This is a genomic window from Leifsonia sp. NPDC058230, assembly GCF_042882245.1.
In the GTDB taxonomy this organism is placed as follows: Bacteria; Actinomycetota; Actinomycetes; order Actinomycetales; family Microbacteriaceae; genus Leifsonia.
In genome coordinates this window covers 663,914-687,360 of sequence record NZ_JBHVWM010000002.1, presented here as the reverse complement: position 1 = coordinate 687,360, position 23,447 = coordinate 663,914, and the positions used below count along the sequence as shown (strand labels likewise).

The window sequence follows — 23,447 nt, the reverse complement described above, 5'->3', positions numbered from 1 at the left end:
AGCCTCGAACCATGGCCGAACTTCACGAGCTGACCGCGCTCGCCCTCTGGCAGGAGCTGCAGAGCGGACGGGTCTCTCCCCGAGAACTCACCGAGCACTACCTGAACAGGATCGAGCGCTCGAATCCCCGGCTCGGCGCGTTCGTCACGGTGACCCGCGACGCAGCGCTCGCGCGCGCCGATCGCGTCGCCGCAGACGTGCCGCGCACCTCGCCGCTCTGGGGTCTGCCGATCGGCGACAAGGACTTGTGGATGCGCGCCGGCGTACGCACCGGATTCGGCTCCCGCCTGATGGCCGATTTCGTGCCGGACACCTCGGATGAGATCGTCGAGACGCTCGACGCCGCGGGCGCGATCAGCCTCGGAAAGACGAACGCGCCCGAGTTCGGGCTGCCCGCGTACACCGAGTCGCTCGCCGCTCCGCCCGCGCGCAACCCGTGGAATCCGGAGCTCGGCGCCGGTGGTTCGAGCGGCGGTGCGGCCGTCGCGGTGGCGAGCGGCATGCTCCCGTTCGCTCCAGGCTCGGACGGCGGCGGGTCCGTGCGCATCCCCGCGGCCGCCTGCGGGCTCGTCGGGCTCAAGCCGTCGCGCGGTCTGGTGCCGTCGGGGAGCGGGATCGACTCCCTCGCGGGTCTCGTCGTGCAGGGACCCCTGGCCCGCACGACCGCGGACGCCGCCCTCCTCCTCGACGGCATGATCGCGAGGCGCGAGGGCCGGATCGACCACCACTACACATTGCGCGCGCCCTACGACGACGACGGTCCATTCCTCGGCACCGCGGTGCGCGGCGAGGGCCGCTTCCAGCTGGGGGTCATGACGACCTCCGCCTGGGACGACGCCTACGACATCGTCGTGGCCCCGGAGGCCCGTGCGGCGCTGGATGCGGCGGTCGACGCCTTCGCCGCGATGGGTCACGGCATCGAGGAGACCGCTCTCGTGCCCGACCCGACCTACGCGCCCGCGTTCCGCACGATCTGGCAGGCGGGTGCTGCGACCATCCCTGCCGAGGGGGACGCGGAGGAGCTTCTCGAGCCTCTGACGAAGTGGTTGCTGAATCGCGGCCGAGCACTCTCGGCTCGCGAGCTGGGCGAGGCGCTGTCGGCCCTCACCCTGTACGAGCGCTCGATGATCGCGCAGCTCTCGTCGTTCGACGCCGTGCTGACGCCCGCGCTCGCGATGACCCCGCGACCGGTCGGCTGGTTCGACCAGGAGGACGGCGAACGCAACTTCGAGCAGCAGGTGCAGTACACACCGTTCACCTCGATGCTGAACGTGTCGGGGCTGCCCGCGATCGTTCTTCCGGTGGCACAGACCGACGACGGCCTGCCCATGGGCGTGCAGCTCATCGGCCGCCCGGGCGGGGAGCGCACCCTGCTCTCGCTGGCGGCACAGCTGGAGCGGCGCATCCGGTGGCAGTTTCGTTACCCGCCGACCTGGTGAGGTCAGGCGTCGCGCTGCCGGCGCAGGGATGCGGGTGCCTTCGCCAGCCACGCATCGGTCACCAGCTCGCGCATCAATTCGTGCTCGATCGTCTCGAAGTCGACACGGGCGGCGGCGAGACGACCGGCGAACCAGCGCTCTGAGCAGTGCTCCGGCCAGGCGGCCGACGCCTCGCGGATGCCGGCCTCGCCCGGCATGAGATTGACCGTGGTGGTGTCGAGCATCGTCGCGAACCGCTTGCCGCGCACGCGGAACGCGGGCAGGCCGCCGTGCTCGTACTCCTCGACGTCGGGGAGGGCGAGAATCAGCGTGCGAACCTGAGCGGAATCCACGAGCCAAGCGTACAATCCTCATCGTGGCCGCGAGCAGCGACGATGCCAGGGCCGACACCTTCGAGGGGGCGCTCGGCGAGGCGGCGGCGCTCGCGGCACGCTGGCTGAACGGGGTGCGCGATGCGCCCATCCCACCGACCGCCGGTATCGAGCAGGTGAAGGACGCACTCGGTCGCACCCTTCCCGACCGCGGTCCTGCGGCGCCGCTCGTGCTGAGCAGGCTCGCCGAGGCGGTGGAGCCCGGACTAATCCGGATGCACTCGCCGAGGTTCTACGGCTGGGTGATCGGGGGCGCCCAACCGGCCGCGCTCGGCGCTGACTGGCTCGTCTCGGCATGGGACCAGAACACCGCGCTGCGAAACGTCACTCCGGGCGTCATCGCGGCGGAGGAGATCGCCGGCGAGTGGCTGCTCGACCTGCTCGGCCTGCCCGCGACCGCCGAGGTGGGGTTCGTGACGGGTGCGACGATGGCGACGTTCGTCGGAGTGGTCACCGGCCGCGACGCGGTGTTGCGCGCGGCGGGATGGGATGTGCGCGAGAACGGGCTCGCCGGGGGACCGCGGGTGAGGTTCCTCGCGGGGGAGGAACGACACGGCTCGGTCGACGACGCCGGCCGCTTCGCCGGACTCGGGACCCCGTCCCTCGTCGCCGCGGACGACCAGGGGAGGATGCGCACGGATGCTCTCCGCGCCGCACTCGCGGCAGGTGACGGACCGACCGTGGTGTGCCTTCAGGCGGGCAACGTGCACTCCGGTTCGTTCGACGACCTGGCCGGTGCGATCGACGTCGCGCACCAGGCCGGCGCCTGGGTGCACGTCGACGGCGCGTTCGGCCTCTGGGCGGCAGCGGCCCCCGGCCTTCAGCACCTGACAGCGGGGCTCGCCCGTGCCGACTCCTGGGGCACCGACGCCCACAAGACCCTCAACGTCCCCTACGACTCGGGGATCACGATCGTCGCGGACGCATCGGCACTCCACTCGTCCTTCTCGCAGCAGGCTGCGTATCTGCCGTCGTCGACCGAGGGCTCCGACCCCAGCGACCGGGTTCCCGAACTCTCCCGGCGTGCCCGTGGCGTGCCGGTGTGGGCGGCCATCGCCCGTCTCGGCCGCGACGGAGTCGCCGACCTGGTGCAGGGACTGGCGGATGCGGCGGCCGCGCTCGCCGCGGGGCTGCGGTCGGTGCCGGGGGTGCGCATCCTGAACGATGTGGTCTACACGCAGGTGTGCGTCTCGTTCGGCGACGACGAGACGACCCGGCGGGTGGGGGCGGCGCTCGACGAGGCGGGCGTCGCGTTCGCGTCGCCATCGCGCTGGCAGCAACGCGCCGTGCTCCGGTTCTCCGTGAGCAACTGGCTCACGGACGAGGCCGAAGTCGAGCGCACCCTGGACGCCGTGCGCGTCGCGGTCGACGCTGTGCGCTAGCGTCCGGCCGCGTAGCCCTGCACGCCCCGGGGATTCGCAGCGGCCGTCATGACGCCGCGATCGAGGTCGCGGCCCACCGAGGAGAGCCGTCCGAGCGTCCAGTCGCCGGAGCGGGTGACCACATGGCCGAGGGCCTCGAGTTCGGCGACCACGTCGTCGCCCAGCCGGCTCTCGACGACGGCCCCCGCCGGTTCCCACGTGCGCGGCCAGAACGATCCGGCAATCGAGGTGGTGTGGAACGCGGGGGCGTCGATGGCCTGCTGGGGCGTGTAGCCGCCCACGATGGTGCGGAGCAGGTAGAGGAGCTGCCACTGGTCCTGCTGGTCGCCGCCGGGGGAGCCGAGCGCGGTCACCGGATGTCCGTCCTTCAGCACGAGGGTCGGGGTGAGGGTCGTACGCGGCCGCTTGCCAGGACGGAGGGTCGATGCCGCGCCGTCCTCGAGCCAGGTCATCTGCAACCGGGTGCCGAGGCAGAAGCCGAGCGCGGGAATGGTGGGCGACGACTGCAGCCAGCCGCCGGACGGGGTGGCCGACACGATGTTGCCATGGCGGTCGACCACGTCGATGTGGCAGGTGTCGCCGCGCGTCTCACCCGTCGGTCGCACGGTCGGCTCACCCGCTCCGGACGCCTCGGCGCTCGTGGAGTACTCGGTGCGCAGCGGTGGGATGAACGGTGCAGCGCCGCGCACCGATCCGGGACGGAACTCGGCGGAGGCGGACGCGCCGATCAGCGCCCGGCGCTCGTCCGCATACTCGGCGGAGAGGAGCACGTCGAGCGGAACGTCGCCGTCGCCGTAGTGCGCATCCCGGTCGGCGTATGCCAGCTTCTGCGCCTCGAGGATCGTGTGGGCGCCGATCGCCGTCGACGGGTCGAGCCGTTCGTCGTCGAAGCCGTCCAGGATGGCGAGGGTCTGCAGAAGCGCAGGACCCTGCCCCCACGCGCCGGTCTTCGCGATGGTGTGGCCGCGGAAGTCGAGCGTCGTGGCGGGCTCATAGCTCGCACTGAACGACACGAAGTCGGCCACGGTCATGACGCCGGCGTGGTCGGTGCCGGAGGAGTGCCGGTGCGGGGCGGACAGGAACGCGACCGCCTCCTGCGCCACGTATCCGGTCTTCCACTCGGTTCGGGCCGCCTCGACACGGCTCTCCCGGTCGGGAGCACCGTCGCCGGCGGCGATCAGCCGTTCGAGTACGGCGGCGTACGCAGGGTTCTTGATGATCTCGCCGGCTTCGGGGAGGCGCCCGCCGGGCATCCAGTGCTCGGCAGACGTGGTCCAGTGATCGGCGAACAGGCGCTCGACGGTGGCGATGGTGGCCCGCACCCGTTCGAGCACCGGATGCCCGTCTCGCGCATAGCCGATCGCGAACGCGAGCACGTCGGCGAGCTCCCAGGTGCCGTGGTCGCGCAGGAGCAGCAGCCACGCATCCACCGCTCCCGGAACGGCGGCGGCGAGGGCGCCGGATCCCGGCACCAGCTCCAGGCCTTCGGCCAGATAGTGGTCGCGGGTCGCCGCGGCCGGTGCCGGGCCCTGGCCCGAGAGCACCGTCGGTGTGGGGTCTTCGGAGGTTGCGAACACCGCGACCATGTCGCCGCCCGGACCGTTCAGGTGCGGCTCCACGACGTGCAGCACGAAGGCGCCGGCGACCGCCGCGTCGAAGGCGTTGCCTCCGCGCTCGAGCACGGCCTGGGCGCTCGCCGTGGCGAGCCAGTGCGTGGAGGCGGACATCCCGAACGTGCCCTCGAGGGTCGGACGGGTGGTGAACGACGGGGGAGGCGTGAAGCTCATCGCTTCAGGCTACAGACTCGATCCGGTGGTCTAGTTGACCGGCCCGGTGTACTTCTCGCCCGGGCCTTTTCCGATCTCGTCGGGGAACGGCGACGCTTCGCGGAAGGCGAGCTGCAGCGAGCGGAGACCGTCGCGGAGGCTGCGGGCGTGCTGATCGCCGAGGTGCTGGGCGCTGGCCGTGACCAGACCGGCGAGGGCGTCGATGAGCTTGCGGGCCTCGTCGAGATCGGTCTGCGAATCGGGATCGTCGGCCAGGCCGCATTTCACCGCGGCCGCGCTCATCAGGTGCACCGCTGTGGTGGTGATGACCTCGACTGCGGGGACCTCCGCGATGTCCCGGGTCGCTTCGTCGTATGCTTCCTCGGCGGCTTCGGCATAGCGCCGGGCCTCGGGTGTGTCGCTCACTGCATTCCTCTGCTAGAATCGTTCGGGCTCCGGGACTTATCGTTCCGGTACGAAAGTGGAGATTCCTCCCACCCGCGCTTGACCGCTTCACTAGGTTACCGGGTTGTTGCACTCCGCCGTCGCGCCGCCAGCGCGAGGGTAGTCAGGGTGCGGTACCAGCCCTGCGAGAAATTCGCAGGAATGCGTTGGTGCGTGGAAAATCCTCTCTCGCCGTGACCGTCAACCGACGGGAACGAGGCTGAAGAAATCGCTAGATCAGAGGAGAAACGCATCAGCGATCCCCGTACCAATGACCGTATCCGCGTCCCCGAAGTTCGACTTGTCGGCCCCAGCGGTGAGCAGGTCGGCGTCGTCAAAATCGAGGTCGCCCTCCGACTCGCGCAGGAAGCAGACCTGGATCTGGTTGAGGTTGCTCCCAACTCCAAGCCGCCTGTCGCGAAGATCATGGACTACGGCAAGTTCAAGTACGAGGCTGCGCAGAAGGCGAAGGAAGCCCGGCGCAACCAGGCGAACACGATCTTGAAAGAGGTTCGTTTCCGCCTCAAAATCGACAAGCACGACTACGAGACCAAGCGCAAGCGCGCCGAAGGCTTCCTGAAGGCCGGCGACAAGGTGAAGGCCATGATCCTGTTCCGCGGCCGCGAGCAGTCGCGCCCCGAGCAGGGCGTCCGCCTCCTGCAGCGCTTCGCAGAAGACGTGGCCGAGTTCGGCTCCGTCGAGTCCACCCCGACCATCGACGGTCGCAACATGGTCATGGTCATCGGCCCTCTGAAGAACAAGTCGGAGGCCAAGGCCGAGGCCAACGCACAACGTGCCGCTTCAAAGGCTCGGGCGCACGCCCCCGCCGACGAATCGGTTGCTGCAGCAGACGACTCTGCGCAGTCCGAAGAGAGTTCGCCCACCCAGGCGACGAATGAGGAGAAATAATGCCCAAGCAGAAGACCCACTCCGGGGCCAAGAAGCGCTTCAAGGTCACCGGCAGCGGCAAGATCATGAAGCAGCAGTCCGGTATGCGCCACCACCTCGAGGTCAAGTCGACCAGCCGTAAGCGCCGTCTGAACACAGACCAGGTCATCGCTCCGGCCGACGTCAAGAACATCAAGAAGCTGCTCGGCAAGTAACGCCCCCGACTTTTAAGGAAGCAAAGAGAAATGGCAAGAGTAAAAAGGGCGGTCAACGCCCACAAGAAGCGTCGGGTCATCCTCGAGCGTGCCGAGGGTTACCGCGGCCAGCGTTCGCGCCTCTACCGCAAGGCAAAAGAGCAGGTCACTCACTCGCTGGTCTACAGCTACCGTGACCGCCGTGCGCGCAAGGGTGACTTCCGTCGCCTGTGGATCCAGCGCATCAACGCCGCGAGCCGCGCGAACGGCCTCACCTACAACCGTCTGATCCAGGGTCTGGGTCTCGCCGGTGTCGAGGTCGACCGCCGCATCCTCGCCGAGCTGGCCGTCAACGAGCCCGCTACGTTCGCGGCCCTCGTCGAGACCGCCAAGAAGGCTCTGCCCGCCGACACGTCTGCTCCGAAGGCGGACGCCGCTGCGTAGGTTCTCCCTGCATCACTAAGCTGGTGCCATGCTTGACAACCCGCGCTCACCGCGCGTTCGAGCCGTGGCCAAACTAGCGAAGAGAGGAGCCCGGTCTGAGACCGGGCTTTTTCTCTTGGAAGGGCCCCAGGCTGTCGCCGAGGCATTGACCTTCCGACCCGAACTCGTGGTGGAGCTCTATGCCACTCCGACCGCCCTCGAGCGGTACAGCGACATCGGGCAGACGGCCGTCGAGGCCGGCGTCGATGTGGAGTTCGTCACCGAGCAGGTGCTGGAGGCGATGGCCGACACGGTCACCCCGCAGGGGTTCGTGTCGGTCTGCCGCCAGTTCCCGACATCGATCCGCGACATCTTCTCGGGCGAGCCGCGGTTGGTCGCGGTGCTCGAGGAGGTGCGCGATCCGGGCAATGCGGGCACGATCATCCGTGCCGCCGACTCCGCCGGTGCGGATGCGGTGGTGCTGACCGGGCGCACGGTCGACCTCTACAATCCCAAGGTCGTGCGGTCGACGACCGGCTCACTGTTCCACGTGCCCGTCGCGGTAGGGGCGAGCCTGGACGATGTGGTCGAGCGGGCGCACGGCGCCGGGATGCAAGTGCTCGCCGCCGACATCAAGGGCGAAGACCTTCTCGCCGCCCGCACGGACGGGCAGCTCGCTCGTCCGACCGCGTGGGTCTTCGGCAACGAGGCGCGCGGACTGGCCGACGAACTGCTCCACCTCGTCGATCGGGTGGTCACCGTTCCCATCTACGGGCGTGCCGAGTCGATGAATCTGGCGACCGCCGCATCCGTCTGCCTCTACGAGTCGGCGTTCGCGCAGCGATCGGCTGAACTCTTCGATTAGCCGCCGGGTCGTCCGCCGACCCTGCCGACCGGATGCGCGCTGAGCCTGCGCACTAAACTGGGGTACCGTGTCTGATCCCACTGAAATCTCCGAAGCGACGGTCGAAGCTGCCGTTGCGGATGCGCTCGCCTCCATCGACGCCGCCGCCGACTCGGCCGCGCTCAAGACCGTCCGTCACGACCACACGGCCGAGGGTTCGCCGCTGGCGCGCCTGAACGCGAGCCTCCGCTCCGTTCCGAACGACCAGAAGGCCGCGGCGGGCAAGCTCGTCGGCCAGGCCCGCGGGCGGGTCACCCAGGCGTTCGCGGCGAAAGAGGCGCAGATCGAAGCCGCCGAGACGGCCGCCCAGCTCGCCGCGGAGACGCTCGATGTGACGGCCGTTCCACTGCGCTGGCAGCCGGGCGCGCGGCATCCGCTCTCCCTGCTTCAGGAGCGCATCGCCGATGTCTTCGTCGGCATGGGCTGGGAAGTGGCAGAGGGTCCTGAGCTCGAGAGCGAGTGGTACAACTTCGACGCGCTCAACTTCGATGAGGACCACCCGGCGCGAGCGATGCAGGACACCTTCTTCGTCGAGCCGACGAATGCGCACATGGTCATGCGCACCCACACGTCGCCGGTGCAGCTGCGCGCCCTTCTGGGCAACGACCTCCCCGTCTATCGCATCGCTCCCGGTCGCGTCTTCCGCACCGACGAGTTCGACGCGACGCACCTGCCGGTGTTCCACCAGACCGAGGGGATCGCGGTCGACAAGGGACTCACCATGGCTCACCTGCGCGGTACGCTCGACCACTTCGTCAAGACCTTGTTCGGCGACGAGGCCAAGGTGCGCCTGCGTCCGAACTACTTCCCGTTCACCGAACCGAGCGCCGAACTCGACCTGTGGCATCCGACCTTCAAGGGCGGCGCGCGGTGGATCGAGTGGGGCGGGTGCGGCATGGTGAACCCGAACGTGCTCCGCTCGGCGGGCATCGACCCCGAGGTGTACTCGGGCTTCGCGTTCGGCATGGGCGTCGAGCGCGCGCTGATGTTCCGCAACGACGTCAAAGACATGCGCGACATGGCCGAAGGCGATGTCCGGTTCTCCCAGCAGTTCGGAATGGTGGTCTGATGCGCGTCCCTCTGAGTTGGCTCGGCGAGTACGTCGATCTGGAGCCGGGAACCTCGGCCGACGAGGTGCACGCCGCCCTCGTCTCGGTCGGCCTCGAAGAGGAGGACGTGCACACGTTCGAGATCTCCGGACCGGTGGTCGTCGGCCAGGTGCTCGATTTCGTCGAGGAGCCGCAGTCGAACGGCAAGACGATCCGCTGGTGCCAGGTGCGTGTCGCGCCCGAGGGTGAGACGGCCGCCGACGGCGGGGATGCGGTTCACGGCATCGTCTGCGGCGCCCGCAACTTCTTCCCCGGCGACAAGGTCGTCGTGACCCTGCCGGGCTCCGTGCTGCCCGGTCCGTTCCCGATCGCCGCCCGCAAGACGTACGGACACGTCTCCGACGGCATGATCGCCTCGGCGCGCGAGCTCGGTCTCGGCGACGAGCACGACGGCATCCTGCGGCTCGCGACTCTGGGGCTCGACCCCGAGGTCGGCGCCGACGCGATCTCGCTGCTCGGCCTGGACGACACGGCCGTCGAGGTGAACGTCACGCCCGACCGCGGTTACGCGTTCTCGATCCGCGGCATCGCCCGCGAGTACTCGCACGCCACCGGGGCAGAGTTCCGCGATCCTGCCGACGCGGCAGGTCTGCTGCTCGACCGCGCCCACGCGGCCGGCTTCAGCGTCTCGGTCGACGACCGCGACCCCATCCGGGGCCGTGTCGGCGCCACCGTGTTCGTCACGCGCGTCGTGCGCGACATCGACGGCAGCCGCACGACGCCGGCCTGGATGATCGCGCGCCTCAAGCTGGCGGGCATCCGTTCGATCTCGCTCATCGTCGACATCACCAACTACGTGATGCTCGAGCTGGGCCAGCCGATCCACGGCTACGACCTGGACAAGCTGAGCGGCGGCATCGTGGTGCGTCGTGCGCATGCGGGGGAGCGGCTCGTCACGCTCGACGACCAGTCGCGGATCCTCGATGCCGAAGACCTGCTGATCACCGACGAGTCCGGCCCGATCGGGCTGGCGGGCGTGATGGGCGGCGCGTCGACCGAGATCGGTGCCGAGACCCGCAACGTGCTGATCGAGGCGGCCAACTTCGATCCCGTGTCCATCGCTCGCACGGCTCGTCGGCACAAGCTGCCCAGTGAGGCGTCCAAGCGCTTCGAGCGCGGGGTCGACCCGAGGGTCGCCGTGGCCGCCGCCGCTCGCGTCGTGCAGCTGCTCGAGCAGCTCGCCGGCGGGCACGCGGATGCGCTCGGCTCGCTCCTCGACGAGGCAGGCTCGCCCGAGCCGATCGTGCTGCCGAAGCATTACATCTCCGGGCTGGTTGGCGTCGACTTCACCGACGAAGAGGTGCGTGGCGCGCTCGCCGAGATCGGCGGTTTCGTCAGCGAATCGGGCGACGACCTGCTCGTCGTACCGCCGAGCTGGCGCCCCGACCTGAAAGACAAGTCCGATCTCGCCGAAGAGGTGGCGCGCATCGTCGGCTACGACCGCATCCCGTCGGTGCTGCCCGTGGCTCCTCCCGGGCGGGGGCTCACCCGGGAGCAGAAGCTCCGCCGCGCGGTCGCTCAGATGCTCGCCGACAACGGCGCCACGGAGGTCATGGCCTTCCCGTTCGTGAGCGAGCAGGCGAACGACCGGTTCGGCTCGCCCGAGCCCGGCTCCGTGCCGGCGGTCAGGCTGGCCAACGCCCTCGACGCCACGGCGCCGTTCCTGCGCACGTCGCTGCTCCCTGGCCTGATCGACGTGGCCAAGCGCAACCTCGCGCGCGGACTCGTCGATCTGACGATCTACGAACTCGGAACGGTGTTCCGTCCGGCCGCGGGCGCGCAATTCGGCAGCGAGACGCTGCCGCCGGGTGCCGTCCTCCCGAGCGATGACGTGCTCCGTTCGCTGAACGCGGGCATCCCGCCGCAGCCGCGCTACCTCGCGGGCCTCGCCGTCGGGCACCCGGTGCTCAAGCAGCCCGGCCAGGCGGCCGTCGCAGCGGGCATCGCGGATGCACTGACCATGGTCGCGCAGACCGCCGCCGCGGTCGGGGTCACCGTCGAGCCCGTGCAGAGCACGCACCAGAGCCTGCACCCGGGGCGCACAGCTCAGCTGATCGCGCGTGACCAGAACGGCGAGGGCGTCCCTGTCGGCTTCGCCGGAGAGCTGCACCCCGCGCTGGCCGAGGAGTATGACCTGCCACGCGTGGTCGGTGTCTTCGAGCTCGACCTCGACGCCCTCGTGGCCGTCGCGCCGGCCGATATCGTCGCGGGCGTGATCGCCGGCTTCCCGGCCGCGACCCAGGACCTGTCCCTGGTCGTGCAGGAGAGCGTTCCCGCCGGGGACGTCGAGAAGGCCGTGGCCGATGGCGCGGGAGAACTGCTCGAGCACATCCGGCTCGTCGACGACTACCGCGGAACGGGACTGCCCGACGGTACGAAGAGCCTGACGTTCGCCCTGCGCTTCCGCGCCGCCGACCGCACGCTCACCGCTGCCGAGGCCAGCGAGGCCAAGATCGCCGGCGCCGAGCGCGCCAGCGGGCTGTTCGGCGCTCACATCCGCGAGTAGCCGCGAACCGGCCGCTCCTGCGGTCGCAGTGACGGAGATCTCGGCCCCGATCGGCCGAGATCTCCGTCGTTACGGACGAATCACCGGCGAGTCGGCAGAATCCTCCGTCGCAGCCGGATTCGCGCCGGGCCGCCCGGGCGCGCTAGGGTTGCGGCATGCTTTCTCGGTGCATCACGGACTCGCGCTCGGCCTCGGCCGCCCGCGCCCTGCGCCGACGCCTCCGCGACCGCCGAATCTAGGCGGCGCTGACGCGACCCTGTGCGAGGGCCGACGTAGGTGCCGCCGTCGACCGGCCCCCTGTCGTCCACTCAATAAGGTAGAAGCATGACTTTCTCGGTAGCCGTCGCCGGAGCATCCGGTTACGCGGGCGGAGAGCTCCTGAGGATCCTCGCCGGCCATCCCGGGTTCGAGATCCGCACTGTCACCGCGCATCAGAACGCGGGGCAGCCGCTCGTCGCCCACCAACCGCACCTCCGGTCCCTCAGCCACCTCACCCTCGTCGACACGAGCGTTGAGAACCTCGCCGGCCACGATGTGGTGTTCCTCGCCCTGCCTCACGGCATGTCGGGCGAGATCGCATCCCACCTTCCGGCGGAGACCCTCGTCGTCGACTGCGGCGCAGACCACCGCCTCGAAAGCCCCGAGTCGTGGGCGGCGTTCTACGGCGGAGAGTACTTCGGCGCCTGGTCGTACGGGGTCCCCGAGCTGCCCGTCGACGGCGGCAAGCAGCGCGAGCGCCTCGTGGGCACCACGCGCATCGCGGCTCCCGGATGCAATGCCAGCGCCGTCTCCCTGGCGCTCGCCCCCGGAATCGCGGCCGGTCTCATCGAGGAGGAGGACATCGTCGCCGTTCTGGCGGTCGGACCCTCCGGCGCGGGCAAGAGCTTGAAGACGATGTACCTGGCGAGCGAGATCCTCGGCTCCGCGAATCCGTATGCCGTCGGCGGTACGCACCGGCACATCCCCGAAATCCAGCAGAACCTTCGCAATGCCGGGGCGACGCATCCGACGCTCTCGTTCACTCCCGTGCTGGTGCCGATGTCGCGGGGGGTCCTCGCCACGTCGACCGCCCGCCTCAAACCCGGGGTCACGGCGACCCAGGTGCAGGAGGCGTGGGAGGCTGCGTACGCCGGCGAGAACTTCGTGCAGGTGCTGCCGGCCGGAACCGTGCCGCGCTCCGCGGACGTTCTCGGCTCGAACACCGCACTGATCGGCGTCGCCGTCGACGCGGAAGCGGGCCGGCTCGTGACTGTTCTGGCCCTCGACAACCTGTACAAGGGCACCGCGGGCGCCGCCATCCAGTCGGCGAACATCGCCCTCGGACTCGAGGAGACAGCCGGCCTGACCGTGAATGGAGTAGCGCCGTGAGCGTGACAGCAGCATCCGGATTCGCCGCCGCCGGGGTCGCCGCCGGTCTCAAGTCGAGCGGCAAGCGCGACCTCGCTGTCGTCCAGAACCTCGGCCCGCTCAATGCCGCGGCGGCCGTCTTCACGACGAACCGGTGCAAGGCGAACCCGGTGCTGTGGAGCGAACAGGTGATCACCGACGGCGTCGTCTCGGCGATCGTTCTGAACTCCGGCGGAGCCAACTGCTACACCGGCACCCGCGGCTTCCAGACCACCCACGAGACGGCCGAGGCGGTGGCCGAGCGCCTGGCGATCAGCGCGGGAGACGTGCTCGTCTGCTCGACCGGCCTGATCGGCGAACAGCTCGACCTCGACCTGCTCAAGGTGGGCGTGTGGGATGCGACCCTCGCCATCGCGACGGGCGATGCCGAGTCCGAGGCTGCCGGCTTGGCCGCGGCCGAGGCCATCATGACCACCGACACACGGGCCAAGCAGGCCGCTTACACCTCGCCCGCCGGCTGGACCGTCGGCGGCATGGCGAAGGGCGCCGGGATGCTGGCGCCGGGTCTCGCGACGATGCTCGTCGTGATCACGACCGACGCGGTGCTCGACTCGAAGCAGCTCGACACAGCGCTCCGCCACGCGACCAGGGTCACGTTCGACAGGCTCGACTCCGACGGCTGCATGTCGACGAACGACACCGTCGCGCTGCTCGGCTCCGGGGCGAGCGAGGTGCGCGCCGATCTCGACGAGTTCACGGTCGCACTGACGGGCGTGTGCCGGGACCTGGCAGAGCAGTTGCAGGCCGACGCGGAGGGCGCATCCCACGACATCGCCATCGAGGTGGTCGATGCGGCCACCGAGGACGACGCGGTCACGGTCGGACGTGCGGTCGCGCGCAGCAACCTCTTCAAGGCCGCGGTCTTCGGCAACGACCCCAACTGGGGCCGCGTGCTCGCAGCGGTCGGCACCACGGACGCCGAGTTCGACCCGTACGGCATCGACGTCGCCATCAACGGGGTGCAGGTCTGCACCGCAGGGGAACCCGACCAGCCTCGTGAGCTCGTCGACCTGACGCCGCGCGCGGTCCACGTGCTCATCGATCTGCACGCGGGCGACCGTGCGGCGACCATCCTGACCAACGACCTCACCCACGACTACGTTCACGAGAACAGTGCATACGCGAGCTGATGACTGACACCGACACCGATCCCGACGCCTCCGCCGAGGAGGCCGACCAGCGCCTCGCCGCCGTCAAGGCTGCGACCCTCATCGAATCCCTGCCCTGGCTGAAGCGGTTCCACGAGCAGATCATGGTCATCAAGTTCGGCGGCAACGCAATGGTCAGCGAGGAGCTGCAGAGCGCTTTCGCCGAAGACATGGTCTACCTGCGGTACGCCGGCATCCACCCGGTCGTCGTACACGGCGGCGGCCCGCAGATCTCGGCGATGCTCGACCGGCTCGGCATCGAATCCGAGTTTCGGGGCGGGTACCGCGTGACGACGCCCGAGGCCATGGATGTGGTGCGCATGGTCCTCACCGGGCAGATCAGCCGCGCCCTGGTCGGGAACATCAACAAGCACGGCCCGCTCGCCGCGGCGATCTCGGGGGAGGACGCGGGACTCTTCCAGGGCCGCAAGCGGGGAGTGGTCGTCGACGGCGAGGAGGTCGACCTCGGTCTCGTCGGCGACGTGATCGGCGTGAATCCCGAGGCCGTGCACGCGCAGATCGCGGCTGGGCGCATCCCGGTCGTCTCCTCGATCGCGCCGGACATCGACGACCCCGGCCATTCGCTGAACGTGAATGCGGATGCAGCTGCGGCCGCGCTCGCCGTCGCCCTCGGCGCCGCCAAACTCGTCATCCTCACCGACGTCGCCGGCCTCTACCGGGACTGGCCGAACCGGGACTCGCTCGTGTCGGTGATCGACTCCGACGAGCTGCGCGGCATGCTGCCCGGACTCGAATCGGGCATGATCCCGAAGATGGCCGCGTGCCTCGCCGCTGTCGACGGCGGGGTCGCGAAGGCGGCCATCATCGACGGGCGGGTGCAGCACTCGATCCTGCTCGAAGTGTTCACACAGAGCGGCATCGGAACGGAGGTGGTGCCCTCGTGAGCACCCAGCAGGTGACCCAGGGCTGGACCGATCGGTTCGGCCATACGATGATGCGAACGCTCGCCACCCCGCAGCTGATGCTCGCGCGCGGCGAGGGCTGCTACGTGTGGGACGTCGACGGTAACGAGTATCTCGACTTCCTGGCTGGCATCGCCGTGAACTCGCTCGGCCACGCGCATCCGGTGCTCGTGGATGCGGTGAGCCGGCAGATCGCGACCCTCGCGCACGTCTCCAACTACTTCGCCACCCCGCCGCAGCTCGAACTCGCCGAGCGGCTGACGCGCCTGACCGGCGCCGGCGACGCCGGGCGCGTCTACTTCTGCAACTCGGGCGCCGAAGCGAACGAGGCAGCCTTCAAGCTGGCGCGCCTGAACAAGGGCGAGCACGGCCGCCGCAAGCGCGTCATCGCGCTCAACAACGCCTTCCACGGCCGCACGATGGGCTCGCTCGCGCTGACGGGCAAGCCGCCGATGCGCGAGCCGTTCGAGCCCGTCCCGTCGGGCGTCGAGCACATCGATTCGACGATCGCGGCGCTCGAGGCGGCGATCGACGACCGGGTCGCTGCTCTGTTCATCGAGCCGATCAAGGGTGAGGCGGGCGTGCTCGACCTGCCCCCCGGCTTTCTGAAGCGGGCGCGCGAGCTCACGCAGGAGCACGGCGCACTGCTCATCATCGACGAGATCCAGACGGGCATCGGCCGCACCGGCCGCTGGTTCGCCTACGAGCACGCAGGCATCGTCCCCGACGCGATCACGATCGCCAAGGGGATGGCCGGCGGCGTTCCGATCGGCGCCCTGGTGACGTTCGGCTGGGCCTCCGACCTGTTCTCCCGCGGGCAGCACGGCTCTACGTTCGGCGGCAACCCGCTCGCCACAGCCGCGGGCAACGCGGTGCTCGGAGAGATCGAGAACGCCGGGCTCATCGAGAACGCCGCCCGCCGCGGCGAGGAGCTGCGCGCGATCATTCGCGGCTTCGACTCGCCGCTGATCGGCGATGTGCGGGGCGCCGGGCTCCTCATCGGCATCGGGCTCACCGAGGGCGAAGCACATCGGCTCTCGGATGCCGCGCTCACGCACGGGCTGATCGTCAACGCCCCGAACGAGTCGAGCATCCGCCTCGCCCCGCCGCTCATCGTGGGAGACACCGAACTCGCCGGGTTCCGCGAGCGGTTCGGACGAGCCCTGGCGGACGTCGCCGCTCACCGCTGACGCCCGCCGCCTCCGGCCCTCACCGACACCTGAACGAAAGACATCCCATGACCAGGCACTTTCTGCGCGACGACGACATCAGCCCCGCCGAGCAGGCGGAGATCCTCGAGTTGGCGGAACAGCTCAAGGCCGACCGCTTCGGCACCAAGCCCCTCGCGGGACCCCAGACCGTCGCAGTGATCTTCGACAAGTCCTCCACCCGCACCCGGGTCTCCTTCGCGGTCGGTATCGCCGACCTCGGCGGGAGCCCGCTCATCATCTCGACCGCGAACAGCCAGCTCGGCGGCAAGGAGACCCCGTCCGACACGGCCCGGGTGCTGGAGCGCATGGTCTCGGCGATCGTGTGGCGCACCTACGCCCAGTCGGGTCTCGAGCAGATGGCCGCGGGAACCACGGTTCCGGTCGTCAATGCGCTCTCCGACGACTTCCACCCCTGCCAGCTGCTGGCCGACCTGCTGACCATCAAGGAGAAGCGGGGCACGCTCGCGGGCCTCACCATGACCTTCTTCGGAGACGGCGCGAGCAACATGGCGCAGTCGTACGTGCTCGCGGGCGTCACCGCCGGGATGCACGTGCGCATCGCATCCCCGGCCGAGTACGCCCCCGCTGAGGACGTGGTGGCCGACGCCGACAGGATCGCCGCGACGACCGGCGGCTCCGTCGCCCTCTTCACCGACCCCGACGAGGCCGCGGCGGGTACGGACGTGATGATCACCGACACCTGGGTCTCGATGGGCAAAGAAGACGAGAAGGCGGAGCGGATCGCCGTCTTCGGGGGCTACCGGGTCGACTCCGAGCTGATGGCGCTCGCAAAGCCGGACGCCCTGTTCATGCACTGCCTCCCCGCAGACCGCGGCTACGAGGTGACGGCCGACGTCATCGACGGTCCGCAGAGCGTCATCTGGGACGAGGCCGAGAACCGCCTCCACGCTCAGAAGGCGCTGCTCGTCTGGCTTCTCGACCAGAACGCGGCCTAGCCGCAAACCCTAAACTCGTTACGAAACACAAGCTGAAGGAGAATCATGGCGGAACGTGTTGTTCTCGCGTACTCGGGCGGACTCGACACCTCGGTCGGGATCGGCTGGCTCAAGGATGCGACCGGTAAAGAGGTCGTGGCGCTCGCGGTCGACGTGGGTCAGGGCGGCGAAGACATGGAGGCGATCCGTCAGCGAGCGCTGGACTGCGGCGCCATCGAGTCGGTCGTGGTCGACGCCAAGGACGAGTTCGCCGACGACTACATCGTGCCGGCGCTCAAGGCCAACGCGCTGTACCAGAAGCGCTACCCGCTGGTCTCCGCGCTCAGCCGTCCCGTGATCGCAAAGCACCTCGCCGCCACCGCCAAGGCGCTCGGTGCGGACAGTGTCGCCCACGGATGCACGGGCAAGGGCAACGACCAGGTGCGCTTCGAGGCCGCCGTGGCCGCGCTCGCGCCCGACCTGACCTCACTCGCTCCCGTCCGCGACTTCGCGCTCACCCGCGACAAGGCCATCGCATACGCGGCCGAGCACAACCTGCCGATCGAGCAGTCGAAGAAGTCGCCGTACTCGATCGACCAGAACGTCTGGGGCCGCGCTGTGGAGACCGGGTTCCTCGAAGATCCGTGGAACGCCCCGATCGAGGACCTCTACACCTACACGGAGGACCCGGCCGTCACGCGGGAGCCGGTCGAGGTCGTCATCGCCTTCAGCGAGGGCGTCCCCGTGGCGATCGACGGAAAGTCGGTCACCCCCCTCCAGGCCGTGCAGCTCATGAACACGATCGCGGGAGGGCAGGGCGTCGGCCGTATCGACATCGTCGAAGACCGGCTCGTCGGCATCAAGAGCCGCGAGGTCTACGAATCGCCCGCCGGACTCGCCCTGATCGCCGCGCACGAGGAGCTCGAGAACATGACCGTCGAGCGCGACGTCGCGCGCTACAAGCGCACCGTCGAGTCGAAGTGGGCCGAGCTGGTCTACGACGGCCTGTGGTTCTCCGGTCTGAAGCGCGCCCTCGACGTGTTCATCGACGAGACGCAGAGGCACGTCACCGGCGAGGTGCGTCTCAAGCTGCACGCCGGCACGGCCGTTGTGACCGGTCGCCGCAGCGCCGAGAGCCTGTACGACTTCAACCTCGCCACCTACGACACCGGAGACACCTTCGACCAGTCGCTGGCGAAGGGCTTCATCGAGCTGTGGTCGCTGCCGAGCAAGATCTCGGCTCGCCGCGACCTCGCCGCCGAGTAGGCAGCGGATGACCGACAACGAGCACGGCAATCGCGCCGGCGAAGCAGGCGCCCTCTGGGGCGGCCGCTTCGCCGGCGGGCCGTCGCCCGAGCTCGCCGCACTGAGCAAGTCGACGCAGTTCGACTGGCAGCTCGCGGTCTACGACATCGCCGGCTCCCGTGCCCACGCACGGGCGCTGGCCGCCGCCGGGTATCTCACGTCGGAGGAGCTCGACGGGATGATCGCCGCGCTCGACAAGCTCGACCGTGACGTCGCATCCGGCGCATTCGTCGCGGCGGAGAGCGATGAGGACGTGCACTCGGCGCTCGAGCGCGGCCTGATCGAGCGGGCCGGGGGAGACCTCGGCGGAAAGCTCCGCGCGGGTCGCAGCCGCAACGACCAGATCGCCACGCTCGTGCGCCTCTACCTGCGCGACCACGCTGGTGCCATTGCCGAACGCGTGATCGGGCTGATCGACGCCATCGCATCTCAGGCGGACGCGCATCCGACGGCCATCCTCCCCGGGCGCACCCACCTGCAGCACGCGCAACCGGTGCTGCTCGCGCACCACCTGCTCGCGCACTGCTGGCCCCTGGTCCGCGATCTCGAGCGACTGGTCGACTGGGACAAGCGCGCGAACGTCTCCCCGTACGGGTCGGGGGCGCTCGCCGGATCGACCCTCGGCCTCGACCCGCTGCTGGTCGCTCACGACCTCGGATTCGCCGGCAGCTCTGAGAACTCGATCGACGGCACGGCGGCTCGGGATGTGGTGGCCGAGTTCGCGTACATTGCGGCTCAGATCGGGGTGGACCTCTCCCGGTTCGCCGAGGAGATCATCCTCTGGAACACCCGGGAGTTCGGTTTCGTCACCCTCGACGACGCGTACTCGACCGGATCGTCGATCATGCCGCAGAAGAAGAACCCCGACATCGCCGAGCTCACGCGCGGAAAGGCCGGGCGCCTGATCGGCAACGTCGCGGGCCTGCTCGCCACCCTCAAGGGCCTGCCGCTCGCGTACAACCGCGACCTGCAGGAGGACAAAGAACCGGTCTTCGACTCGGTCACCACCCTCGAGGTGCTCCTGCCGGCGTTCACCGGCATGGTGGCCACGCTGCACTTCCACACCGACCGGATGGCCGAGCTGGCGCCCCTGGGCTTCTCGCTCGCGACCGACGTGGCCGAGTGGCTCGTGAAGAAGCACGTGCCGTTCCGGGATGCGCACGAGATCACGGGCAACCTCGTCAAGTTCGCGGAGACGCGCGGGCTGGAACTGAGCGAGGTGGACGACGAGGGTCTCGCATCCGTGTCGCCACTGCTCACCCCGGATGTGCGTGCGGTGCTGACCATCGAGGGCTCGGTCGCCAGCCGTGACAACGTCGGCGGAACGGCGCCGGTTCGCGTCGCCGAGCAGCTCGCGGCGCTCACCAAACGCGTGCGGACGATCGCGACCGAGCTCCCCGTCGTGAAGCGGGACCTCGTCTGATGGCCGCCCGAGAGCGCCCGGAGAAGAAGTCCCCGCGCTACCCGTGGATCATCCCGACGATCGTCGTCGTCGCGGTGGCCATCATCGTGGTGGGCCTGATCGTGGCCGTGGCCAGCGGCATCCGGATGTTCTGACGTGACTGCGGGCGACGACGAGGGGCTCTATCGTCCCGATCGGGAGTTCTTCCTGGCGTCGTCTCTCGAGGTCGCGCCACGGCTGCTCGGCGCCGTGCTGCGGCACACGACGCCGGAGGGGACCGTCGGCCTGCGCATCACCGAGGTCGAGGCGTACGTGGGCGACGGCGTCGACCCCGGATCGCACGCCTTCCGTGGCCGCACGAAACGCAACGCGGTGATGTACGGGCCACCCGGGCACCTGTACGCGTACTTCACCTACGGGATGCACGTCTGCGCCAATTTCGTCTGCTCGCCGGAGGGTGAGGCGACGGCCGTGCTCCTGCGCGGCGCCGAGGTCGTGGAAGGGTTCGAGCTGGCACTGGCGCGCCGATCCGGTGCGGCGGGCGCCGGCGCGGCCGGCGCGGCGCCAGGGTTGGCGCGAAGCCGGGCGCGGGTCGTCGCCGCGCGCGACCTCGGCCGTGGGCCGGCGCGCCTGGTCGTGGCGGCGGGCATCCGCCTCGACGAGAACGGCGCCGACCTGCTGGCCGCACCGTTCTCGGTGCAGCTGCCGCGAATCCCGCAGCCGTACTCCACCGGACCCCGCACCGGCATCTCGGGTGCCGGTGGCAGCGCGTCGTACCCCTGGCGGTACTGGCTGCCGGACGACCCCACCGTCTCGCCGTACAAGCGCCACCCCAAATCCCACTGAAACGCGATCGCTTTCGATCAGGCGAACGAGAGGCGGAAGACGGCCGCGCAGGCGCAGGCCCAGATGAGGCTGGTCAGGGTGCCGATGATGAAGCGCTCGCGGGCCTCGGGCTCTTCGAGTTCCGTGAAACGGCCGACGCCTTTGACGGCGACGATCACGGCGATGGCCTCGGGGAAGCCGGCCATGATGGTGGTCGTCGTGGCGAGGCGCTCGAGGAACCCGATCGTGGCGCCTCCGCGCAGAACCTCGCGGGTGGGCTGCACGCCCTCGGCGCGGTCCCCGGCCGTGGCGCGCTCGGCGACGACGATGCCGCCGTGCACTCCGGGCACCCCTCCGCCGGACGCGAGCGCGAGCACCAGCTGCGACGCCGGTCCGCCTCCGGCGATGCTGAGCGCGACCACCACGAGTCCGATGAGCACCCGGAACAGCGGTGGCGCATCCGGAACCGGCAGTGCGGAGATCAGCACGGCCAGCGCGAGCAGACCGGCGGCGACGTAGACGAGGGGGCGGCGCGGACTCCTCAAGGCGAACAGCACGCAGCACAGGGAGGCGATTGCGAGGATCAGCACCGAGCACCACGCGAGCAGCGGGCCGATCGCGGCGAGGAAGGCGAAGAAATGGGGGATCATGCAGTGTCCGTTCGGAGCTGGGCGTCGTCGAGGCTCGTCAACAGCCTAGTCAGGGCTCCGATGGCGGCGAGCTCCGCCCGCAGGCCTGCCGCCCGGGCGCGGTCGCTCGCCGACTGCGGGGTGATGCCGAGCCGCGCGCCCGCTTCGGCCTGGGTGAGCCCCGAGACGACGAGGTCGTAGAGCTCCCAGCCGGCGGGGGAGCGGCTCTCGCGGATGGTCAGCAGCAGGTTGACGAGCGCCTCGGCGTCTTCGGCGGGCCGGGGAGCGACGATGGCGTTCACCGCGAAGCGGGTCGGCGAGCGCTTGGCGCGGGTGACGGCTTCGCGGGCGGCGATGAACGCATCCCCGCTCGCCTCCCTCGTCTCGGCGGGGAGGGGTGTCCGGATGCTGCCCGCGCCGAGGCCGACGCTCCACATCCCGCGGCGGGTCAGCTCGAGAACGAGGTCGAGTGCGGTGCGGGGGTCGGCGGTGAGCGCCTGGATCTCGTCGCCGGCGTTGCGGTCGACGGGGAGTTCGAGGCGGTCGCTGTAGCGTTCGTTGAGGTCGTCGAGGGCGCCGGTCACGATGTCGGGGCGGGTTCTCGAGTCGACCTGGTCGGCGGTGATGACGAACACGGGTTGCTCCTTCCGGCGTCCGGGCCGCGGGATCCGTCCGTCGGTGTGGGCGGGGGATCAGGCTCAGAAACCTGATCAGGAGGCTATCAGGTCCTCATCCCTGATGCAAGCGTGATCAGGTCCACAGGCCTGTTTCATGCCACATCAGGGCTGCAGCCCTCCCGCTGATAGCCTGATTCCGTGTCCGACTCAGAAACCCTCCACGCACAGACCAATGACCCGTCATTCGACGATGTCTGGGATGAGCTGAAGTGGCGCGGGCTCATCCACGTCTCCACGGATGAAGCAGCGCTGAAACAGCTCCTCGCGGGCGAGCCGGTCTCCTACTACTGCGGATTCGACCCCACAGCGCCCAGCCTGCACCTCGGCAACCTCGTGCAGCTGCTCACCATGCGCCGCCTGCAGCTCGCGGGCCACCGACCGCTCGGACTCGTCGGGGGATCCACGGGCCTGATCGGCGACCCCCGGCCGAGCGCCGAGCGCACGCTCAACACCAAAGAGACGGTGTCGGAGTGGGTCGGCTACCTGCAGGCGCAGGTGTCGCGGTTCCTCAGTTCCGAGGGCGACAACGCCGTGCGACTGGTGAACAACCTCGACTGGACGGCGCCGCTGTCGGCGATCGACTTCCTCCGCGACATCGGCAAGCACTTCCGGGTCGGCACCATGCTGAAGAAGGATGCGGTGGCAGCCCGGCTCAATTCCGACGAGGGAATCAGCTACACCGAGTTCAGCTACCAGATCCTGCAGGGCATGGACTTCCTGGAGCTCTACCGCGAGTACGGCACCGTTCTGCAGACCGGTGGCAGCGACCAGTGGGGCAACCTCACGAGCGGAACCGACCTCATCCGGAAGGTCGAGCACGTCAGTGCGCACGCGATCGGAACGCCGCTGATCACCAACAGCGACGGCACCAAGTTCGGCAAGAGCGAGGGCAACGCCGTGTGGCTGGATGCGAAGCTCACGAGTCCCTACGCCATGTACCAGTTCTGGGTGAACACCGACGACGCCGACGTGATCGACCGGCTCAAAGTGTTCACGTTCCTGACCCGTGCCGAGATCGAGCGACTCGAAGCGGCCGTGGCGAACGAGCCGTTCAAGCGGGAGGCGCAGCGCACGCTCGCCTTCGAGGTGACCAGCCTCGTACACGGCGTCGAGGCCACCGAGGCCGCCATCGCCGCCGCCCAGGCGCTCTTCGGCCAGGGCGAGCTCTCCGGGCTGGATGAGGGCACCCTCGAGGCCGCCCTGCGCGAGCTGCCGAACACGACCACCTCGCCGACAGCGACCGTCACCCAGTCGCTCGTCGACACGGGCCTGACGACCAGCCTGGGGGAGGCGCGGCGGGCCATCGCCCAGGGCGGCGTCTACCTCAACAACGTCAAGGTCGAAGACGGCGAACTCCCGGTGGGCGACGCGCTCCTGCTCGACCGGATGGCCGTCCTCCGCCGTGGCAAGAAGACCCTGGCCGGCCTCTTCGTCGAGTAGCCGCACCTCCAGACGCGACGAGGGGTGGGGCGCGAAGCGGAGGCGGCCGGCCGGGGGAGCGGGGGTGGGGACGCCCGATAATGGAAGGGAGGGGGAGAGAGTGGTGGGGCAACACGAGG

At 69.6% G+C, this 23,447-nt stretch carries 23 protein-coding genes; 18 read left to right on the top strand and 5 right to left on the bottom strand.

Annotated features, from left to right (window positions below; genetic code table 11):
• The first annotated feature begins 11 nt into the window (after positions 1–11).
• Positions 12–1,439: an amidase gene (locus ACFVV0_RS08895; protein WP_387061236.1), complete on the top strand. Its 1,428-nt coding sequence runs from the start codon at positions 12–14 to the stop codon at positions 1,437–1,439.
• Between the two features lie 2 nt (positions 1,440–1,441).
• Here the strand turns inward: ACFVV0_RS08895 and ACFVV0_RS08890 are convergent, their stop codons facing one another.
• Positions 1,442–1,771 (bottom strand): hypothetical protein, encoded by a 330-nt coding sequence (locus tag ACFVV0_RS08890; RefSeq protein ID WP_387061233.1) that lies wholly within the window; start codon positions 1,769–1,771, stop codon positions 1,442–1,444.
• Positions 1,772–1,794: 23 nt separating this feature from the next.
• On the opposite strand from ACFVV0_RS08890, the gene ACFVV0_RS08885 reads away from it, so the two are divergent.
• Positions 1,795–3,192 carry a pyridoxal phosphate-dependent decarboxylase family protein gene (locus tag ACFVV0_RS08885; protein WP_387061230.1) on the top strand — a complete coding sequence of 466 codons (1,398 nt, stop codon included), beginning with the start codon at positions 1,795–1,797 and terminating at the stop codon, positions 3,190–3,192.
• Here ACFVV0_RS08885 and ACFVV0_RS08880 read toward each other — a convergent pair.
• Together ACFVV0_RS08880 and ACFVV0_RS08875 are read right to left on the bottom strand one after the other, a co-directional pair.
• A complete protein-coding gene (locus ACFVV0_RS08880; protein WP_387061227.1) occupies positions 3,189–4,979 on the bottom strand; it encodes a gamma-glutamyltransferase family protein in 1,791 nt (596 codons plus the stop codon). The genes ACFVV0_RS08885 and ACFVV0_RS08880 overlap by 4 nt on opposite strands.
• Positions 4,980–5,009: 30 nt before the next feature.
• A complete protein-coding gene (locus tag ACFVV0_RS08875) occupies positions 5,010–5,384 on the bottom strand; it encodes a DUF1844 domain-containing protein (protein ID WP_387061224.1) in 375 nt (124 codons plus the stop codon).
• A 270-nt stretch (positions 5,385–5,654) separates the two neighbouring features.
• Here ACFVV0_RS08875 and infC point away from each other — a divergent pair, with 270 nt between their 5' ends.
• The 15 genes from infC to ACFVV0_RS08800 all read left to right on the top strand — a co-directional run bounded on the left by infC (position 5,655) and on the right by ACFVV0_RS08800 (position 20,603).
• Entirely contained in the window at positions 5,655–6,311 is a 657-nt protein-coding gene (infC, locus tag ACFVV0_RS08870) for a translation initiation factor IF-3 (protein ID WP_387061789.1), read from the top strand.
• Positions 6,311–6,505 (top strand): 50S ribosomal protein L35, encoded by a 195-nt coding sequence (rpmI, locus tag ACFVV0_RS08865; protein WP_387061222.1) that lies wholly within the window; start codon positions 6,311–6,313, stop codon positions 6,503–6,505. The genes infC and rpmI overlap by 1 nt, the downstream gene beginning before the upstream one ends.
• Before the next feature lie 30 nt (positions 6,506–6,535).
• Positions 6,536–6,928 carry a 50S ribosomal protein L20 gene (gene rplT / locus ACFVV0_RS08860; protein WP_387061220.1) on the top strand — a complete coding sequence of 131 codons (393 nt, stop codon included), beginning with the start codon at positions 6,536–6,538 and terminating at the stop codon, positions 6,926–6,928.
• A gap of 28 nt (positions 6,929–6,956) precedes the next feature.
• Entirely contained in the window at positions 6,957–7,772 is an 816-nt protein-coding gene (locus ACFVV0_RS08855) for a TrmH family RNA methyltransferase (protein ID WP_387061217.1), read from the top strand.
• Positions 7,773–7,839: 67 nt separating this feature from the next.
• Entirely contained in the window at positions 7,840–8,880 is a 1,041-nt protein-coding gene (gene pheS / locus ACFVV0_RS08850) for a phenylalanine--tRNA ligase subunit alpha (protein ID WP_387061214.1), read from the top strand.
• The gene (gene pheT / locus ACFVV0_RS08845) at positions 8,880–11,426 is read left to right on the top strand and encodes a phenylalanine--tRNA ligase subunit beta (RefSeq protein ID WP_387061211.1); all 2,547 of its coding nucleotides are present in this window, start codon (positions 8,880–8,882) and stop codon (positions 11,424–11,426) included. Before pheS ends, pheT begins: the two co-directional genes overlap by 1 nt.
• A 324-nt stretch (positions 11,427–11,750) precedes the next feature.
• Positions 11,751–12,794: an N-acetyl-gamma-glutamyl-phosphate reductase gene (gene argC, locus ACFVV0_RS08840; RefSeq protein ID WP_387061208.1), complete on the top strand. Its 1,044-nt coding sequence runs from the start codon at positions 11,751–11,753 to the stop codon at positions 12,792–12,794.
• Positions 12,791–13,963, top strand: a complete 1,173-nt coding sequence (argJ, locus tag ACFVV0_RS08835; RefSeq protein WP_387061206.1) for a bifunctional glutamate N-acetyltransferase/amino-acid acetyltransferase ArgJ — start codon at positions 12,791–12,793, stop codon at positions 13,961–13,963. The genes argC and argJ overlap by 4 nt, the downstream gene beginning before the upstream one ends.
• Positions 13,963–14,886 carry an acetylglutamate kinase gene (gene argB / locus ACFVV0_RS08830; RefSeq protein WP_387061203.1) on the top strand — a complete coding sequence of 308 codons (924 nt, stop codon included), beginning with the start codon at positions 13,963–13,965 and terminating at the stop codon, positions 14,884–14,886. The genes argJ and argB overlap by 1 nt, the downstream gene beginning before the upstream one ends.
• Positions 14,883–16,094 carry an acetylornithine transaminase gene (locus ACFVV0_RS08825; protein ID WP_387061200.1) on the top strand — a complete coding sequence of 404 codons (1,212 nt, stop codon included), beginning with the start codon at positions 14,883–14,885 and terminating at the stop codon, positions 16,092–16,094. The genes argB and ACFVV0_RS08825 overlap by 4 nt, the downstream gene beginning before the upstream one ends.
• A gap of 47 nt (positions 16,095–16,141) precedes the next feature.
• Positions 16,142–17,071: an ornithine carbamoyltransferase gene (argF, locus tag ACFVV0_RS08820; protein WP_387061198.1), complete on the top strand. Its 930-nt coding sequence runs from the start codon at positions 16,142–16,144 to the stop codon at positions 17,069–17,071.
• Positions 17,072–17,116: 45 nt separating this feature from the next.
• Positions 17,117–18,316, top strand: coding sequence for an argininosuccinate synthase (locus ACFVV0_RS08815; RefSeq protein WP_387061196.1), 1,200 nt, complete (start codon positions 17,117–17,119; stop codon positions 18,314–18,316).
• A gap of 7 nt (positions 18,317–18,323) precedes the next feature.
• On the top strand, positions 18,324–19,778 hold the full coding sequence (gene argH, locus ACFVV0_RS08810) for an argininosuccinate lyase (protein WP_387061193.1): 1,455 nt from the start codon (positions 18,324–18,326) through the stop codon (positions 19,776–19,778).
• Positions 19,778–19,912 (top strand): hypothetical protein, encoded by a 135-nt coding sequence (locus tag ACFVV0_RS08805; protein ID WP_387061190.1) that lies wholly within the window; start codon positions 19,778–19,780, stop codon positions 19,910–19,912. The genes argH and ACFVV0_RS08805 overlap by 1 nt, the downstream gene beginning before the upstream one ends.
• A 1-nt stretch (position 19,913) precedes the next feature.
• Positions 19,914–20,603 (top strand): DNA-3-methyladenine glycosylase, encoded by a 690-nt coding sequence (locus ACFVV0_RS08800; RefSeq protein WP_387061187.1) that lies wholly within the window; start codon positions 19,914–19,916, stop codon positions 20,601–20,603.
• Between the two features lie 17 nt (positions 20,604–20,620).
• Here the strand turns inward: ACFVV0_RS08800 and ACFVV0_RS08795 are convergent, their stop codons facing one another.
• Positions 20,621–21,232 (bottom strand): hypothetical protein, encoded by a 612-nt coding sequence (locus tag ACFVV0_RS08795; RefSeq protein WP_387061184.1) that lies wholly within the window; start codon positions 21,230–21,232, stop codon positions 20,621–20,623.
• Positions 21,229–21,846, bottom strand: coding sequence for a DNA-binding protein (locus tag ACFVV0_RS08790; protein ID WP_387061181.1), 618 nt, complete (start codon positions 21,844–21,846; stop codon positions 21,229–21,231). Before ACFVV0_RS08790 ends, ACFVV0_RS08795 begins: the two co-directional genes overlap by 4 nt.
• Positions 21,847–22,026: 180 nt before the next feature.
• Between ACFVV0_RS08790 and tyrS the strand changes: the two genes are divergently transcribed.
• The gene (tyrS, locus tag ACFVV0_RS08785; RefSeq protein ID WP_387061179.1) at positions 22,027–23,328 is read left to right on the top strand and encodes a tyrosine--tRNA ligase; all 1,302 of its coding nucleotides are present in this window, start codon (positions 22,027–22,029) and stop codon (positions 23,326–23,328) included.
• Positions 23,329–23,447: the final 119 nt, after the last annotated feature.